The organism is Alteromonas gracilis (assembly GCF_043642145.1).
Taxonomy (GTDB): Bacteria; Pseudomonadota; Gammaproteobacteria; order Enterobacterales; family Alteromonadaceae; genus Alteromonas; species Alteromonas gracilis_B.
In genome coordinates this window covers 25,695-42,677 of sequence record NZ_JBHZRZ010000015.1, presented here as the reverse complement: position 1 = coordinate 42,677, position 16,983 = coordinate 25,695, and the positions used below count along the sequence as shown (strand labels likewise).

Here is a 16,983-nt window from a genome sequence, read left to right as displayed (position 1 = left end):
TTTATTATGGCTGGCAGTGTAATGAGTTAACACCTAAACCAATCAACGGAATTAAGCTTAATAACGTAGGTTTTTGCCTTCGCTAATTACATCCACTCGCTATTTCTGCGCTTACGCTTTGGAAGGTAAGTCAGCATCACCCCAAGTAGAATACCCACGCCTGCCACTAAACCGCCGCGGGTGAACCATGTCACTAGCTCGTCTTTATTTGCGCTTTCCACTTTAGCAGTTAGCTGCGCAATTTCTGATGTCTGCTCTTCACTTGATGTTGTCAGCCTAGACACTTGTTGGCGAGCATCGTTAAGCTGCTGGCGAAGTCTTGCGTTTTCTGATTGCGCAGCCTGAAGGGCACTTTGGCTCTCGGCAAGTTTCTCACTAATAATGGGAAGCTGCTCTGCTTGCGACATGGTGCTAGAAACGAAACGACTTTCTACCCAACCGTCTCGTCCATCATTGTCAGATATTTGTGTAAATTCAGCGTCGTTATTTCTAGAAATTACCGTAATAGGCGTGCCGGCTTCTATTGAACCTAGAATACGGTAATTACGACCTGGCCCGGTATGCATAAAGATAAACAAGTCGTCTCTTATATAATGTGACGAAGATGCTTCTAAATCAGCGGTATCTTGTAGCGAAAATGCTTGAAAAGAGCACGCGATAAGGGCTGCTGCTAACCACTTTCGAATCATATGAAGTCCAATTTTAGAATTTAAAACGTGAAGATGGTATTGGTTGACTGCAATAAAGGCAAGTTTGTTCCACTTTTGACTAGCGGCTTTTTACCTTTGCTGTAAAAATGGACAGAAAAGTTCAGCAGCTTTTACACTGGCGTCTTTTAAAAGCGAACCAACATTGCGAAAAGTAAACGACAAAGGTAAGGTGTCAGCATAATAAGCTGTGCCTAGCGCAACCATGTCTGAAATAGAATTAAAATTTGTAACTGGTGACAACGCTCATCAAGCGTTTACTCAACGGGTTCTCCCACTTTTCGAAAAAAAACGTATTCAAGTTAACTCTCATCGCGAAATGCGCTTGGAGAACGACTATTACGACACCGATAAGCTCGATTTTCAAAATAATAAAATGGGGTTTCGGGTTCGTGGTTGTAATGGCGAATATGAGCAGACGCTGAAAACCAACGGTGTGGTGAGTGGCGGCTTGCACAAGCGTATGGAGTACAATGTTAGTCTTGATAACCCAAGGCCAGATTTAACGCTGTTCGAGGCCAATGTCTGGCCACAAGACTGGGATATCGTCACAAAAAATGCCAGCCTTTCCAAACAGTTTAGTACGCATTTTACACGTAACGCTTATGTGGTTGCTATCGATGAAAGTGTTGTTGAGATCGTTTTAGACTGCGGCGAAGCAAGCACGGATAAAGCCAAATCTCCAATCAATGAAATAGAACTTGAATTAATGTCGGGCGACATTAACAGTCTGTTTGCGCTAGCAGTATTGATAAACGACAACATGCCAGTGAGGCTTAGCGATGTGTCTAAGGCGGCGCAAGGTTATCAGCTTCTACACGGTTTTAATGCAAAGATTCGTCACCTGCCAGACTTTTTAGCGCTTGAAGATACCACTACCACAGAAGAAGCATTCAGCCGAGCTGTGCAAACCGCTCTGGCTCACTGGCAACATCATGAGCATGTTTTTTGTGAGAGTGGTTCGATTAAGATGCTCGCTGAAGTAGCTAAAAGCGTGCGTTTATTGCTTCAAAGTGTCTCGCTTTACCTTCCTGTTCTTCAGTGCCCTGAGCTATTGGCGCTTCACAAGAAGTTAGTTGCTCATGCTCAAAAATGGGGGTGGCAGGATGATTTGCAAAGCCTTCGCTATTTGTTGTCTAAAAAGAGCATGTTTAATAAAACCTTAAGTAAGCACCCTGCGGTTGTTAGCTACTTACAAGGGCGTCAAACGGGGTTAATGCAGGCTCATGAGCCTGCAAAGTTATTTTTTGATAACGACGCCACCGACATAAAACTGCACGCTATAAGCCTTATTCAAAACAAGCCTTGGCAAAAAGTGGCGACGGGATTTGACCACCCTGTGCTAGATCATGCCAAGGGCTGGCTGTCGCAAGGCTGGCAAACGGTTCAACAGAGCATGCCGCTGAATAAAACAATGGGGCCCGTAAACTACAGTGCTGTAGAAGTTATGCTTCGACAAACGCTATGGAGTGGCTTTTTACTCGGCGACTTATTTGTTGAAGAGCGAGGTAATTTTCGTGCGCCATGGCTAGACTTACTCACAGGCATTGATGAGTTAAACGCATTGTTAATGCTAAAGCAGTCGATTGAGGACGCCGAAGTGGACTCTCAAGAGGAAGTGCGCAAATGGACCGCAGAAAAACTTAGTACACTTATTCGCATAATGGAGCGAACGCGCACCGTCGCTATGCAACGTGATGTTTATTGGTAATTCTTTAATGGTTAAGCATGGCGATGGCAAACCGAATCTCATGGACGGAGGACACTGATGACCTCAGCTAACTACGATTACTTTCTTTACGCATTAGTGGGTTTATACCTGCTTGGCGTTGGTCGACTGTTTGTGCGAAAAATGAATCTAAACAGCACGCGTTGGTTGATGGCAGCTTTCTTGTGTTGGCCACTTTTTATGTTAGATGAATGGTTGCGCATTGCTAACGCCACAGAAATGGCAAGTATATACGGGCTGTCAGAAGTGTTTGCAGTAATAGCGATGACCTGCTGTTATCGCGCAATTAAGCCCATGCTTTTCGCTCAACCAACGTCCAGAAAGCGCTTGTGGTGGCCAACAGTTGTTACCGGCTTCTTCCAACTTTCTATATTACTGATTCCCGCTACTGAGAAACAGCAGTGGTTCGTATCTTCACCTCATGGCGACCCGTTATTGCTGTGGCCGGCCTATATTGCTTCGTTATTAGCCGGGTTTAGCGTGCTGCTTATTGGTATTCTTATTACCGAGCACATTCAGATGTACCACAGGCATCTTCCTGAGCAGGCCGTTGATATTAAAAAATTAAAAATGCCTAGACTTGCTGGTGTTATGGGCAGCTTAGTGGGCGTGGCATTTATGAGTATCTTGCTGGTTACTGCTGCAACGTTCGGTTTTTTTCCGGTTCCGTTTTGGGAAGGGTTCCATCATTTAATGTTGGGAACCGCTATATTAGTTGTGCTATTTTCGTTAACTACAATCCGCACTACATCTCCGTCACCGCTTGACTATGAGCTATTAGACAAAGGTAAAGCCACGCCTTATGAAATCAGCAGCATAATTTCTAAAGCTGAGCGCTACACCATAGAATCGAAAGCGTATAAAACACGCTATCTAACCTTGAGCGAATTTTGCAAAGGTGCAGATATCGACCCCACATCACTGGCTATTGCTTTACAGTTAACTGAAAAGAAGAATTTTAGACGCTTCATTTTCCACTATCGCCTTGAGTATGCGAAAAACGTGTTGCTGCGTAGCGACGTTAAGCTTGAAGCCGTTGCAAAGCGAATGGGCATAAATTCAGAAAAGTTCTTAAGCGATTACCTGATTAAGCATTTAAATAACACACCTCGAAAGTCGTGACATAACACCCTTTTACTCTTCGATGTATCAACTGCTGATGACGTGTTAAAAGACGTCGCCTAACGACCAAACGCGTTGAGTAATATTTGGTGAGTGAAGGTTTTGCGCAAGTAAAACCCCCTTGGACGAGTTTTGATACGCTGACCTTCAGGGCCTAGCGCTTCAGTAAGCACCTTGCCGTTCGCAGCTTTGGGGCGAATATGCAGTGCCTCTCCCTGCCTTGAGGTAATAGACTCAACATTGCCAGTAACAATTTGCTCGGTCAATTCTTCCCAGTCGCGGCGCAATGTGTCGTCCTCTTCAGGCGATGGTCGCCAAAAAAAGCCGGTGGCTACACGCCTATGCGCCAGAACAATGTCACGATCTCCCTCGATGGGTAACCATAATACCTGCTGTAATTTATTACGCACGTTAGAGGTTTCCCACGTTATGCCAGGCTGCATAAGTAGCGGTGCAAAGCACACATAGGTAGTTTCTAGAGGTGCAAACTGCGCGTCGATAGGAACAGTCTTTAGCTCTATACCCAGCTCTGGAAAATCTTGCTGCGGTTTAGAACCTGCACTTGCACCTAGCCACTTTTCAATAAGCATTCCCGGCCACCCTTTATGACGCTGTAAGTTTGCGGGAATGGCCACATTTGCCATTTCAGCAAGCTCGCCCAGCGTCAGCCCTGCAATAGCGTAACAGCGTGACAATAGAGCGTCAGGCGAAGAAGGAGGAGACTGCGGTGGTTGCATAAGAGTTGTTATTTTCCTGACTGAAAAGTAAGAGTGAACAATAAAACTATGATTGGAGCATAGTTTATGGAAGAATGAAAACATATAACAGTATAGTGTGCCCGGGAGTCTATGTGATAGATGCCGATGGATTCCGTGCGAATGTGGGCATAGTGATTTGCAACAAAATGGGTCAAGTATTTTGGGCAAGACGTTATGGTCAACATTCATGGCAGTTCCCTCAAGGCGGAATTGATGAAGGGGAATCTGCTGAACAAGCTATGTACCGCGAGCTTCACGAAGAAGTAGGGCTGACACCGAAAGATGTCACTATTTTAAGTGTTACCCGTAACTGGCTTAGATATAAACTGCCTAAGCGTTTAATTCGCCAAGGTAGCAACCCTGTATGTATAGGGCAAAAACAAAAGTGGTTCTTGTTGCAGCTTGATTGCAACGAGCGAGACGTTAATGTATTAAAAACGGGTCATCCTGAATTTGATGACTGGCGGTGGGTCAGTTACTGGTATCCCATACGAAACGTTGTATCGTTTAAGCGCGATGTATACAGACGAGTAATGAAAGAGTTCTCGCCTGTGGTTTTGTCTGCCCAGCATCGGCCTCAACAGCGCCAAAATACTGCGCCACACAAGCGCGGTAAAAAGCGTAGGCGTGGGTGAGGGTGTGCCAGGTAGCAGTGATGTGGGAAAGTAAGCAGCGAGCAAACTGCGAGTAAACAAGGAAAAGCCGGTGAGCCCTCAAAGCCAGCAAGGCACAATGTTAACTACGTTAAAACGTATCGTACAGGAAATGAATCAAATTCCTGCACTTGATACTGCATTGTTTAGGCTTGCCTCTCGCGTTAAACAAACATTAGACGTTGATTCCTGCTCTATTTATCTTGCCGATTACGACACTCAAGAGTTTATTCTAAAAGCGACAGACGGTCTTCACCCTGATGCTGTAGAACAAGTGCGTATTGGGTTTTCTGAGGGCCTTATTGGCTTAGTGGGTCAGCGAGAAGAACCCCTTAATATTGTTAATGCGCATCGCCACCCTCGATTTAAACATTACCCTGAAGTTCAAGAAGAAAATTACTACGCTTTTTTAGGCACGCCTATTATCAACCAAAGGCGTGTTCTTGGCGTTATTACACTCCAACAAGCAGAAATGCGCCGCTTCAGCGAAGACGAAGAAGCTTTCCTTGTTACCTTAGCCGCCCAGCTTGCACTGGAAATAACAAACGCAGACATTCGTGGCGCATTAACCCTTTCAAGTTCACCAGAGAATATTGCCCGACAAAAAAACGTTCGAGGTATAGCTGGGTCTCCAGGGTTAGCGATTGGCAAAGGGGTATCCCCTGATAAGTCAATTAATCTGAAAAATTGGGTAGTAAAACGTACTCAGTCTCCGCAAGATCAAATACAGCTGTATCGCAAAGGCGTAGAAGTGACGCGAGGCCATGTCGATGAGTTATCTAAACGTTTAGATGACGGCATACCCGACGACGTTAAATCAATATTTCAGCTGTATCACCACCTTCTCGATGCAAACAGCCTTGGGCGCGAAGTTGAAGAAAAGATTCGTCAAGGCTGGGATGCAGCGTCGTCTTTGAAAATGGTGGTAGACAGTTACGCCGCACGTTTTCAGGCAATGGACGACCCTTACATGCAAGAGCGTGCCATTGACATCGTCGATTTGTCAGATCGTATTCTTGCCAATATCTTGTTTGAAGCGAACGGACAGAAAGCGGCCGACAAAGCTATTACCGAAGCGAGCATACTGGTTGCAGATGAAGTGTCGGCCCCTATGTTGGCTGAATTTCCCAAAGGTAAATTGAAAGGCATTATCTCTATTCGCGGGTCGAATAACTCTCATGCAGCAATACTTGCAAGGGCCATGGGCGTTCCTGCTGTTATGGGGTGCCAAAGCGTAACGCCAGCGCTACTTGAAGATAAAGAAATTCTATTAGACGGTTACTCAGGCGAAGTGATTATTTCGCCTGAACGCAATATTAAAACCGAGTTCATTCAGCTTATTGAAGAAGAATCTGCTATAGCAGAAAAAATCGATGCTGAAGCTGATAAACCGTGTGAAAGTGTTGATGGATGCAGAATGTCCTTGTACATCAACGCTGGGCTTTCTGCCGAGACAGAGCTTAACGCTGAACAAATGGGGGCTGGAATAGGGCTTTATCGCACGGAAATACCGTTTATGCTTCGCGAACGCTTTCCGTCTGAGCAAGAACAGGTGACCTTGTACCGTAAAGTGCTAGAAGCCGCGCCTTCATTGCCTATTACCATGCGCACCCTTGATGTTGGCGGAGATAAGCCGTTACCTTACTTCCCAATTAAAGAAGAAAATCCATTTCTTGGATGGCGAGGTATACGCCTTACTCTTGATCATCCAGAGATTTTCTTGGTTCAAGTTCGCGCCATGCTTCGAGCAAGCGTTGGCCTTAGTAACTTGCAAATTATGCTGCCCATGATTTCTACTGTTGCTGAAGTGCAAGAGTCGAAGCGACTGATTAATCAGGCGTATTATGAAATTTCCGATGAAGTAGCAGAGGCGGGGAAGACTTTAAATAAGCCTAAGTTGGGTATCATGCTTGAAGTCCCGTCGGTCCTTTATCAACTGCCACAGCTGGCTAAACACGTAGACTTTTTCTCGGTGGGTAGCAACGATTTAACCCAGTACCTACTGGCGGTAGATAGAAATAACACGCGGGTCGCGAGCTTGTACAATAGCTATCACCCAGCGGTGTTAGGCGCATTGTACGATGTCGTGCAAAAAGCCAATCAAAACCAAGTGCCTGTGACCATATGCGGTGAAATAGCTGGTGAACCTGCTGGGGCGCTGCTGCTGATGGGCATGGGTTATCGACGCCTTAGTATGAACGGATTTAACTTAAGAAAGATAAATTGGCTGTTGCGAAAGGTAACACTGGATGAATGTAAGCAGTTATTGTCTTTGGCGTTAACTTCTGTGAGCCAAGAAGAAGTCTTTGTGCACTTGAATCAATACCTTGAAACCAAAGGCCTAGGAGGCCTTATCCGAGCAGGTGCTTAATACATGGAACCGTTTTCAGTAGTGATAATAAGTTGCCTGCTTTTAGGCTCTGTTGTAGGTGTACTGGCGGGGATGTTAGGCATCGGCGGTGGGCTTATTATCGTTCCTGCATTGTCGTATTTGCTCATTCATTTTATGGGAATGACAACCGAAACCGTCATGCCCGTAGCCATCGCTACCTCTTTATCGACCATTATATTTACTGGCATGTCGTCGGCTTTTGCCCATTACCGATTAGGTAATATAAAGCGACGCGTCGTGCTTTACACGGGTATTGGGATTGCGTTTGGTGCTTTTGCTGGCGCGCAAGTGGCCAGTCATATATCGGGTGAATTATTGAAGGACGTGTTTGCGGTTTTAGTAATATTAATTGCCCTTCAAATGATATTTGGCAAGCAAAAAGCGTCAGAGAATGAAGCATCTAAAGGGACGTTGTCAGCCGTTGGCGCAGCAGCAGGCCTGCTTAGCGCATTGATGGGAATAGGCGGGGGCGCATTGCTTGTACCCGCTTTGGTATGGTTTCGTGTTAATGTACGCGCGGCAATTGGCTGTGCTGCTTTTTGCGGCATTGTTATTGCCGTTTTCGGCACAATTAGTTTCGTTTTGGCGGGCTGGAATGCGACAGACACACCAAAACACAGTTTAGGCTATGTGTATTTGCCCGCCACAGCTGGTATCGTGGCTACCTCCATGTTTACCGCTAATATCGGTGCAAAGCTTGGACAGCGAGTAAATGTTCGTGTGTTAAAAGCAATGTTGGCATGCTTGCTAGTGTTGGTAAGTATAAGAATGATTTTAGGAATTGAATAAAGTAATGGAACAGAGCAGTTACCTGGTATTCCCCAGTATCGACCCCGTTATCTTCAGTGTAGGCCCGTTAAGCGTTCGCTGGTATGGCTTAATGTATCTAGTGGGCTTTATTGCCGCTTATTTGTTGGCGCAAAAGCGTTTATCGCAAACCAGTTGGAGCCGCGAGCAGTTAAGCGACCTACTTTTTTGGAGCTTTGTAGGCGTGATTTTGGGCGGTCGCATTGGCTACGTATTGTTTTATCAATTTGGCCTATTCCTAGACGACCCCTTGTATTTATTTAAAATTTGGGCTGGTGGTATGTCTTTCCATGGCGGCTTGTTAGGCGTGTTGGCTGCGCTGTATTGGCGAGCTAGATGTATGAAAACCACGTTCTTACGCCTTGGCGATTTCGTTGCACCGCTTGTACCCATTGGCTTAGGGGCTGGGCGCATAGGCAACTTCCTCAACGCAGAGCTTTGGGGGCGTAGTACCGATGTGCCTTGGGCTGTCATTTTTCCTAATGCGGGCAACATCCCACGTCATCCATCACAGCTTTATGAGTTTGCGCTAGAGGGCGTGTTGCTATTTATCATTCTGTGGTTATATTCCGCCAAAAAACGTCCTGTAGGTGCCGTGAGCGGTGTATTTTTACTTGGCTACGGTAGCTTCCGTTTTATCATCGAATATTTCAGAGAACCCGATGCCCACATTGGCTTATACCAAATGGGACTAAGCCAAGGACAACTTCTTTGTTTACCTATGATAGCTTTAGGAATAGGATTATTAGTCTACGCATATACGCGTGGAAAAAACCGTGTTGAACAACAAAAAATATAAGAATAACGATGAAAGAATATCTCGCATTAATGCGCCATGTACGTGATACGGGTGTGAAAAAGGAAGATCGAACTGGCACAGGTACGCTAAGTGTATTTGGCTATCAGATGCGTTTTAATCTACAGGAAGGATTCCCTCTGGTGACGACGAAAAAGTGTCACCTTAAATCAATTATTCACGAACTACTTTGGTTTCTTAAAGGCGAAACGAACATTGCTTATTTGAAAGAGCATGGTGTAAGTATTTGGGATGAGTGGGCCACCGAAGAAGGTGAGCTAGGTCCTGTTTATGGTCATCAGTGGCGCAGTTGGGAACGCGGCGATGGCACATCGGTAGATCAAATTGCCGAAGTGGTAGAGCAGATAAAAACCAACCCAGATTCACGCCGCCTTATCGTTAGCGGTTGGAACCCTGCGGTACTGCCAGACACGAACTATTCTCCGAAAGAAAACGCGGCAATGGGCAAGCAGGCACTGCCTCCTTGTCATACGCTTTTTCAATTCTATGTACTAGACGGCAAGCTAAGTTGTCAACTGTATCAGCGCAGTGGCGACATATTTCTTGGCGTGCCTTTTAACATTGCCAGCTATGCACTACTGACAATGATGATGGCTCAAGTATGTGACCTAGAGCCAGGTGATTTTATTCATACATTAGGTGATGCTCATCTTTATTCTAACCACTTAGAGCAGGTAGAGCTGCAGCTTAGTCGTGAGCCGTTTGCGCGTCCAACAATGGAAATTAATCCAGAAGTGAAAGATATTTTTGGGTTTTCCTTCGACGACTTTACGCTTAAAAACTACCAGTCACATCCACACATTAAAGCTCCTGTTGCAATATAGGGCGCTGCTATGAGTACACCTATATTAATTTGCGACGACTCAGGTTTCGCAAGGCGGCAAATGGCGCGAAGTTTACCTGATGGGTGGGATGTAGATGTTTCCTTTGCTGAAAACGGTGAGCAGGCCATCGCGTTAATTCGCGAAGGTAAGGGCGATGTCGTATTTCTCGACTTAAACATGCCGGTAATGGATGGTTATCAAACCATGGAGGCTATCCGACAACACGATCTTCCGTGTATGGTTGTTGTGGTATCGGGAGACGTTCAGCCAAAAGCAAGAGAAAAAATGCTCGCGATGGGAGCGTTAGACTTTATTAGAAAGCCTATCGACAATGAAAAGTTAAGTCACATATTGTCGTCTTACGGTATCTATAGTGGTGAAAGCCATGCATCTGGTGCCAGCCTGCAGAAAGCGCAAGTAAATTATCCTAGCAAAACACCCTCGTCAGAAAGCTTAACGTCTACAGAAGATAAACTAGATGCCTGTCGTGAAATGGTGAACATAGCCATGGGTCGAGCAGGCGAGAATTTGGCTCAACTGCTTGGCGAGTTTATTGACCTACCTATACCAAACGTCAACGCCATAGAAAGCAACGAGCTATCAATGGCTGTAGCCGAAATAAATCGCAACGAGAGTGTATCAGCAGTTTCAAAGGGGTTTATCAGTGAAGGAATAAGCGGAGAGGCGCTTGTTATTTTCAACGATACCAATTCTCAGAACATAGTAGAGCTGTTGAAGTACCCGCCGTCCGATTCGTCTGATAAGCTAGCGCTAGAAGCGCTTATGGATGTGTCTAACATTCTGATAGGCGCATGTTTAAATGGTTTGTCAGAGCAGCTGAATGTGGCGTTTAGTCATACCCACCCAGTTCTGCTAGGGCAGCACCAAGGCCTTTCAACACTGTTAAGCGACAATGTTCACCGTTGGGGAAAACTAATGGCCATTGAAATAGGCTACGCAATCAAAGCGCGTGATATCTCCTTTGACTTGCTGCTGCTATTTCCCGGCGATGCCATGAATCATATTTATTCTCGACTCCTCAACGACGGCGACAAGGACAGTCTATGAATGCATCAACCGATACGCTGGATCATAGCGCGATGGTAAATACTTCCCACGTACCTGCCGAGCTCCTCGACTCAATCGAGGTTGGTATTGTTGTGCTTGATCGCAACTTCAAGGTGCAGGTATGGAATAAGTTTCTTGAAAATCACGGGGCAAAGAAGGCGAATGATATCATTGGTGATAGCCTTTTTTCTCATTTTCCAGAAATAGAAGAGCAGTGGCTTAGAACGAAAGTAGACCCTGTGTTTAATCTAAAAAGCCCTGTGTTTATTATTTGGGAGCAGCGCCCTTATTTATTTAAATTTGGCTGTAATCGCCCAGTGACATGCGAAGCTGAATTTATGTACCAAAACGTAACTATGTTTCCAGTTATTGACAAAAATGGGAATGTAGAACGATTTTGTATGCTCGTGTATGACGTGACTGAGCAAGCTTTGGGTAAGCTAGGTATGAACCATCTTAACGAAGAGCTTAAAACCGCGAGTCGTGTAGACGGGCTTACTGGGCTATATAACCGCCGCTATTGGCAAGAGCGCTTCGATGAAATGTATAAGCTTTGTGTGCGCAGGGAAAAGCCTAGCACTGCTTTGATGTTAGACATCGACCACTTTAAAAGAATTAACGACACATATGGTCACCAAGCTGGCGATAAAGTAATTAAAATGTTGGCAGCACTTATTAAGCGCTGTGTGCGTGAAACTGATCTTGCTGGGCGATATGGCGGAGAAGAGTTCGCAATCATTCTTAATGACTCTTCTATTGATAGCTCGACGATTGTTGCTGAACGTATTCGTCAGCTTGCTCAGCGTTTGATAGTTGAGCATGAAGGAGAGTCGATAAGTTTCACCGTAAGTCTTGGTCTTGCGCAGTTTTCTCCTCAGTTCAAAGGCGCTATGGCTTGGCTAGAATGTGCCGATCAGGCTCTTTACGAAGCAAAAGAAAACGGCCGCAATCAATATCGCCTTTATCACCAAGGTTAAGTGACATCTGCGATGATCAACTAGATTGCTAGCTGCAATGTGTTTTTAAGCTCTTGATACGTAACAGGCTTAACCAAGTGATAGCGAATTCCCGAACGTAATGATGCTTCTTTGTCATCTCGATGGGAATTTGCGGTAAGGGCAACAATTGGAATAGTGGGGTGACCCTCTTTCATAATCTTAGCCACTTCTAGCCCGTTTATGTCAGGTAGGTTAATATCAAGCAGTACGCAGTCAAACGGACGCTCATTTATTCTGCTGATGGCGTCATCCCCCGTGTAGCTAACTACAACCTCATGGCCCATACTCTTAAGCATATACTCCACCATTTCAGCATTTATTGGCTCGTCTTCTACGACTAAGACCGTGGCTTTTTTGGTAGGCACAACAGCTTTTGACTTGCTAGAGGTTAAGTGGTGAAGTGCATCAATAAACCGGTGTCGGTCAATGGGTTTTACAAAGCTTTGATAAATAGGTAATTCACTGCTCGCGATTATATTAGCGACGTCTGGAGTTGCAGATAGTACGATCACGGGCGGCGTGCGTTCTCCAAATATGGCCTGTAGCGTTTTGACTAACTCAATGCCGTTCATACCTGGCATGTATAGGTCGGCAATAATGCCGGAAAACTGAAGAATTTCCTCGTGAACATTCAATAGGTTGGCACCAGAAGAAAAAGTTCGAGCGCTAAACCCTTCTTTTGTAATGATCGACTGTAAATGTAGTCTTGAGATTTCTAAGTCATCAACGACAGCAAATTTTGCATTAGACGGTGATGACGCTTTAACCGGTATTTCATCCACAGGTTTAATTGGCAGTAATATTTTGAATTCTGAACCTACACCGACAGTGCTGGTGACCTGCAAGGAGCCGCCGAGTTTGTCAATACTGCGTTTAGCGACGGACAAGCCAATACCTGCGCCAGGAAACCTATGTCCTATGGCATGCTCGCCCCGATAAAAGCGGTCAAACATTTTATTTTGCGTTGTCTCGTCAATGCCAATACCCGTATCACTTATAATGATGACAAGAAATATGCCTTGGTTTTTTACCAACGTAGTTACGGTTATGTCTATCAAACCACTGGACGTAAATTTCACCGCGTTATCAAGGATATTGCTGAGAACTTTAGTTAAGGCGACAGGGTCGGTTTCCGCGAAGTGTGGAACGCTATGGCTGCAATGCATATTAAATTCAACTTTCTTGTCTTTAACCCTTACTGAGAAAGGAGAGATGCATTCGTCAAGTAAGCTGATCAAATCAACCTCTGCGTACTGTAAGTCATCTTCTGTGTTGTTATTGAGTATATCGGTGAGATTGTTTGTAAGGTTTAGCAATCGATAGCTTGATTGCTCTGCCTGTTGAATCAATCTAGCCTGCTGGTCTTCCATATTGGGTATCAATTCAAGCGCACTTATTATTGCGCTTATAGGAGCTCTAAATTCATGGCTAATTAGCTGCAAGAACTCTTTATTTCGAAGGTCTCTTTTATCTTCGGCAACAGCAACTCTAAGCTTTGACTTGTTAAATTTGGGCAGCGGTTTGCCTGAATTACTTTTACAGATAAGCCATGCAATGAGATACCAAAGCAATAAGGCAGTAGCTCCAAATATTGTGGTTAAAAGTATGTGATGTCGAACGTTTTGAATACGAAGCAATAGTGCGCTTTCTTCCCCTTGCATTGCTTGGACCATTGGCAAAAGGCTAAACCCTTCTATGATGAACTGAGCAGCAACCTCAGGTGGAAGTTCAATAAGTGTGAACAGTAAGCTTCGCGTCGTTTTTGCGGTATGGCGGGTAGAGTTCCTATTTAGGCTTTCCTTTGCACTTACAAAGTCTTCTTCAGATAAGATTTTTGGAGGCGTTTTGGTGTTCAGGTCGTCAAGCAAATACTCGGTAATTTCTTGATAAGAGACTTGCATTACAAGCTTGAGAGTTGAAAACGGTGTGCCATTAGCCGCGGTTTCACTTTTCGACCGCGATTGGAATTGTCTTATACGGTTTTCTGAGACAAGAATGCTGTCTTCTAATTGGCTTTGCGCTTTAAGTGCCGTTATATAGGTTTGTTGTTTTCCCAAAAAGTGCAGCAATAGTGCTGTGGTTATCGCTGCAATCAACAACGCAGTCACATTGACTTTCGAAAACGTAATATTTCGAGAGTTAATGATAGATTTGCGCTTAGACTGACTAACCTTGGCTGAGCTCAACGTTCTTCCTTGCAAGTTCATTATTGTAGAGATGTCTACCTTAAAGGTAGGCAACTAACGCTAACTTGCAAGGAAGTAAAATTAAATTAAGCCGCCTCTACTCGTTTGATATGGTGTCGAATTAAATGTAAAAAGCAAAGGCTTGGGATCACCATAACAGCGGTGAGAATGAAAAATAAGCTCCAGTTGCCTTGAAGGCTGTCGACCATGTACCCGCTGCTTGAAGCGACCAGTGTCCTTCCCGCAACGCTTAGTGATGCCATAAGCGCATATTGTGTTGCACTAAAAGCACGATTACACAAAAGGGAAATGAAAGCGACCATAGCAACGGTACTCCATGCGCCCGTAAAACCATCAACAATGACGGTTACAGCCAGTAGTGATGTAGATGGCCCTGTTTGTGCGATAAGTGCAAAAAGAAGGTTAGAGGCGGCCATAGCGATACCTGCAACCATAAGTCCGCGGTAAATACCGTAGCGAATGTTCACCACACCACCAATGAGAGAAAATACAATGGTTACCCACCAGTTAAGAAGCTTAGAATAAGTGGCAATGTCACTGTTTGAAAAGCCCACTTCTTTGTAAAAAACAATGCTCATGCGGCCCAAAAAAGCTTCGCCAATTTTAAAAAGAAAGATAAACAATAAAAATGACGCCGCTAACTTTACGCCGTTCCTATTAAAAAATTCCGCAAATGGCGTAATGAGGGTGGTTTTTATCCAATAAACAAGCGGTGAACTGGCTGAGTCTGCCTTTGTTATTTGTTCAAGCAAGCTGTCTCTATCAATTTGAGGCTCGTTGGCAAAGCAGGTAGTACACATAAGCAGCGCCATGATGGCGCCTAGCATCAGGTAAATATTAGGCCACGTCCAAGACGTTAAATCTGCGAGAAAAAACGGAATGGCGCCAAGGCCACCATAACCTGTCCACCAACCAGCGGTCGCAACCGATGATGCTGCCGACATGCCGTCTTTGTCGTCTTGTGCAATACAGTCAATGCGAAAGCCATCAATAGCGATGTCTTGTGTGGCCGATGCAATGGCAATAAGTAGCCCCACTAACGCTACATAGAATAAGTCGTGGTCCGCAGTAAGTTGAGACATGGCTAAGCACATCAGCAAAATGATGCCTTGCATAGAGAAAATCCAGCCTCTTCGCTGGCCTAAAAAGGGAGGCTTTAGCTTGTCTACAAGGGGAGACCACAAAAAATTAAAGGAGTAGGTTGCGAAGATGATGCCGAATAAACCAATGGCAGAACGTGACAAGCCCTCATCCTTTAACCAAGCAGACAATACTGAACCAATCATGATCCATGGAAATCCACTGGAAATACCAAAAAGAAAAATGCTGAGGTAGCGTTTGTCGTTAAACGTTTTTAAAGCGGTAAGCAAAACTGCGGCCTATGGCAAGAATTCAAAAGCATATTGAGCCATGAACTTATCTGTTTAGCAATAAAGCTTTATGTAACCTTTTATAAAAAGAGGCAAAGTGCGAAAGAGGTGGATAACAATGATGCTACCTGACTTTTTAAGAAGAAGTGACGAGTAAACAGCGTTACAGCAAATGAATTTTTAAGGGCGAATACCAACACAGTCGAGCGGACAAAGCCCCAGACCTTCTAAGTAGTTCACACAGTTCGTTAATTCATCTACAAGAAACTTATCGGAAATCAGTTTATCTTCATTCCAGTAGTGCACTTGATGAAGTAAATGCCAGAACACCCGCTCCTTTTGCGTGTAAGGCTGTGTTAGTGTGTGACCGAGTTGCCCCCACTCTTCCATACTATCCCAAAAGAATAGTTCGAGCTCCTCGATAGGAATCTCTCCTTGCCAAAATGCTCTTATATAGAAACACAGCTGTTTCGCCTTGTTATCTACGAAATCTTGAACATTCACAAGTAACTCAACCGTATATATCTGCTAAAAGTATTATAGTTCATAACAAAGCAACTGTGTTAAAAAGGCACGGATAATTTTTGAGATTCAAGTTTTATTTAATGCTTGAAATACCAATTTAGCGTAGTGCGAAATTTGAATAATTACCAGCCAAGATGACGAGTCCATCCAATAGTGCTATTTGCAACCATTTGAATGTGTGGTGTTTTTTCTAAGCCTGTTATACTAAAGGCTAATAAATTATTGGGGATAATTATTTGTCTATAGTGCATTTTTAGTGCATTTTTTGAACTAATCTTGCGTTTGGAGGCGGTGATATTTGCCCAGTCGTTGAAACCAGTTAATGAGAGGTCTAGCACTGGGAAATCAGATTGCGCGATGTATTCTATGACAGATGTGTTGGTTGCTTCCTCTGGCCAATAAGGCGAAATTGCAACAAAGTTATCAGGGTGAAGTTGGGGCTGCTGTTGTACGGCAGATAAGTAACTTGCAGCAAGCATCCCCTGAGCGAGAACCATTCGATAGCCCTCCCGGTCCTGTAAATAATTGTTCAATGCATTAAGATGCAATGATAGAGCTGTTGTCGTCTCATTAAAGTTTGCATATTGCGATAGTTGATTACTTCTCGGGTGGATATTTACTTCAATGGGTGTCGCCATGGATTCAGCGCTTTCTGTATTGTCAGGCTGAGTACCTACATTAGCAGATAGGTTGATGGGGCTTATCACTACATTCCAGCCTTTTTCCGCCAGCATGTTGGCAAGGCTATGTCCTTGGTCAAGTGTCAAACTAGACGGAAACGGTTCAGTGAGAATTATGGCTACACCCAAAGCTAAAGGTATGTGAGCTTTAACTTCAATAATAGGAGTTTCCTGCTCCCCCACCATTAAAGGCTTTACCTCTCCGGGTAGATAGGCATTTCTTACATCTGTGAAAAAGTCACAGTTTGCTGGCGTGGGAAGCAGTAACGCAATGACAGCAAATAAAAAAAGAAGCGTGAGCCTTTGCATAACAGAATGGATAGCCT

15 protein-coding genes are annotated in these 16,983 nt (G+C 44.5%); 9 read left to right on the top strand and 6 right to left on the bottom strand.

Annotated elements, in window-relative coordinates; translation table 11 throughout:
* Window positions 1-86 precede the first annotated feature (86 nt).
* Window positions 87-689, bottom strand: a complete 603-nt coding sequence (locus tag ACHUFN_RS18910; RefSeq protein WP_394224293.1) for a TIGR04211 family SH3 domain-containing protein — start codon at window positions 687-689, stop codon at window positions 87-89.
* Window positions 690-912: 223 nt separating this feature from the next.
* Between ACHUFN_RS18910 and ACHUFN_RS18905 the strand changes: the two genes are divergently transcribed.
* Together ACHUFN_RS18905 and ACHUFN_RS18900 are read left to right on the top strand one after the other, a co-directional pair.
* Complete coding sequence (locus ACHUFN_RS18905; RefSeq protein WP_394224292.1) at window positions 913-2,418, top strand: CYTH domain-containing protein; 1,506 nt, start codon at window positions 913-915, stop codon at window positions 2,416-2,418.
* 57 nt (window positions 2,419-2,475) lie between these two features.
* Complete coding sequence (locus ACHUFN_RS18900; protein ID WP_394224291.1) at window positions 2,476-3,558, top strand: helix-turn-helix domain-containing protein; 1,083 nt, start codon at window positions 2,476-2,478, stop codon at window positions 3,556-3,558.
* A gap of 59 nt (window positions 3,559-3,617) precedes the next feature.
* On the opposite strand, the gene mutH is transcribed toward ACHUFN_RS18900, so the two are convergent.
* Window positions 3,618-4,295, bottom strand: coding sequence for a DNA mismatch repair endonuclease MutH (gene mutH / locus ACHUFN_RS18895; RefSeq protein WP_394224290.1), 678 nt, complete (start codon window positions 4,293-4,295; stop codon window positions 3,618-3,620).
* A gap of 113 nt (window positions 4,296-4,408) precedes the next feature.
* On the opposite strand from mutH, the gene rppH reads away from it, so the two are divergent.
* From rppH to ACHUFN_RS18860, 7 genes are all read left to right on the top strand, one after another.
* The gene (rppH, locus tag ACHUFN_RS18890) at window positions 4,409-4,951 is read left to right on the top strand and encodes an RNA pyrophosphohydrolase (RefSeq protein WP_394224289.1); all 543 of its coding nucleotides are present in this window, start codon (window positions 4,409-4,411) and stop codon (window positions 4,949-4,951) included.
* Window positions 4,952-5,048: 97 nt separating this feature from the next.
* Window positions 5,049-7,340 carry a phosphoenolpyruvate--protein phosphotransferase gene (gene ptsP / locus ACHUFN_RS18885; protein WP_394224311.1) on the top strand — a complete coding sequence of 764 codons (2,292 nt, stop codon included), beginning with the start codon at window positions 5,049-5,051 and terminating at the stop codon, window positions 7,338-7,340.
* A 3-nt stretch (window positions 7,341-7,343) separates the two neighbouring features.
* Entirely contained in the window at window positions 7,344-8,150 is an 807-nt protein-coding gene (locus ACHUFN_RS18880) for a sulfite exporter TauE/SafE family protein (protein WP_394224288.1), read from the top strand.
* Between the two features lie 4 nt (window positions 8,151-8,154).
* Window positions 8,155-8,967, top strand: coding sequence for a prolipoprotein diacylglyceryl transferase (gene lgt, locus ACHUFN_RS18875; RefSeq protein WP_394224287.1), 813 nt, complete (start codon window positions 8,155-8,157; stop codon window positions 8,965-8,967).
* Window positions 8,968-8,975: 8 nt separating this feature from the next.
* Window positions 8,976-9,809 carry a thymidylate synthase gene (locus ACHUFN_RS18870; protein ID WP_394224286.1) on the top strand — a complete coding sequence of 278 codons (834 nt, stop codon included), beginning with the start codon at window positions 8,976-8,978 and terminating at the stop codon, window positions 9,807-9,809.
* Between the two features lie 9 nt (window positions 9,810-9,818).
* Window positions 9,819-10,877, top strand: a complete 1,059-nt coding sequence (locus ACHUFN_RS18865) for a response regulator (RefSeq protein ID WP_394224285.1) — start codon at window positions 9,819-9,821, stop codon at window positions 10,875-10,877.
* Window positions 10,874-11,854, top strand: coding sequence for a sensor domain-containing diguanylate cyclase (locus ACHUFN_RS18860; protein ID WP_394224284.1), 981 nt, complete (start codon window positions 10,874-10,876; stop codon window positions 11,852-11,854). Before ACHUFN_RS18865 ends, ACHUFN_RS18860 begins: the two co-directional genes overlap by 4 nt.
* Before the next feature lie 20 nt (window positions 11,855-11,874).
* On the opposite strand, the gene ACHUFN_RS18855 is transcribed toward ACHUFN_RS18860, so the two are convergent.
* The 4 genes from ACHUFN_RS18855 to ACHUFN_RS18840 form a co-directional block, all read right to left on the bottom strand.
* Window positions 11,875-14,061, bottom strand: a complete 2,187-nt coding sequence (locus ACHUFN_RS18855) for a hybrid sensor histidine kinase/response regulator (protein ID WP_394224283.1) — start codon at window positions 14,059-14,061, stop codon at window positions 11,875-11,877.
* Between the two features lie 86 nt (window positions 14,062-14,147).
* Window positions 14,148-15,452 carry an AmpG family muropeptide MFS transporter gene (locus ACHUFN_RS18850; RefSeq protein ID WP_394224282.1) on the bottom strand — a complete coding sequence of 435 codons (1,305 nt, stop codon included), beginning with the start codon at window positions 15,450-15,452 and terminating at the stop codon, window positions 14,148-14,150.
* A 180-nt stretch (window positions 15,453-15,632) separates the two neighbouring features.
* Entirely contained in the window at window positions 15,633-15,956 is a 324-nt protein-coding gene (locus tag ACHUFN_RS18845) for a hypothetical protein (RefSeq protein ID WP_394224281.1), read from the bottom strand.
* Between the two features lie 143 nt (window positions 15,957-16,099).
* Window positions 16,100-16,966 carry a DUF3530 family protein gene (locus tag ACHUFN_RS18840; RefSeq protein WP_394224280.1) on the bottom strand — a complete coding sequence of 289 codons (867 nt, stop codon included), beginning with the start codon at window positions 16,964-16,966 and terminating at the stop codon, window positions 16,100-16,102.
* Window positions 16,967-16,983: the final 17 nt, after the last annotated feature.

Coding starts and splice junctions, on each gene's coding strand:
- ACHUFN_RS18910 (WP_394224293.1), bottom strand. CDS start 689: ATGATTCGAAAGTGGTTAGCAGCAGCCCTTATCGCGTGCTCTTTTCAA.
- ACHUFN_RS18905 (WP_394224292.1), top strand. CDS start 913: ATGTCTGAAATAGAATTAAAATTTGTAACTGGTGACAACGCTCATCAA.
- ACHUFN_RS18900 (WP_394224291.1), top strand. CDS start 2,476: ATGACCTCAGCTAACTACGATTACTTTCTTTACGCATTAGTGGGTTTA.
- mutH (WP_394224290.1), bottom strand. CDS start 4,295: ATGCAACCACCGCAGTCTCCTCCTTCTTCGCCTGACGCTCTATTGTCA.
- ptsP (WP_394224311.1), top strand. CDS start 5,049: ATGTTAACTACGTTAAAACGTATCGTACAGGAAATGAATCAAATTCCT.
- ACHUFN_RS18880 (WP_394224288.1), top strand. CDS start 7,344: ATGGAACCGTTTTCAGTAGTGATAATAAGTTGCCTGCTTTTAGGCTCT.
- lgt (WP_394224287.1), top strand. CDS start 8,155: ATGGAACAGAGCAGTTACCTGGTATTCCCCAGTATCGACCCCGTTATC.
- ACHUFN_RS18870 (WP_394224286.1), top strand. CDS start 8,976: ATGAAAGAATATCTCGCATTAATGCGCCATGTACGTGATACGGGTGTG.
- ACHUFN_RS18865 (WP_394224285.1), top strand. CDS start 9,819: ATGAGTACACCTATATTAATTTGCGACGACTCAGGTTTCGCAAGGCGG.
- ACHUFN_RS18860 (WP_394224284.1), top strand. CDS start 10,874: ATGAATGCATCAACCGATACGCTGGATCATAGCGCGATGGTAAATACT.
- ACHUFN_RS18840 (WP_394224280.1), bottom strand. CDS start 16,966: ATGCAAAGGCTCACGCTTCTTTTTTTATTTGCTGTCATTGCGTTACTG.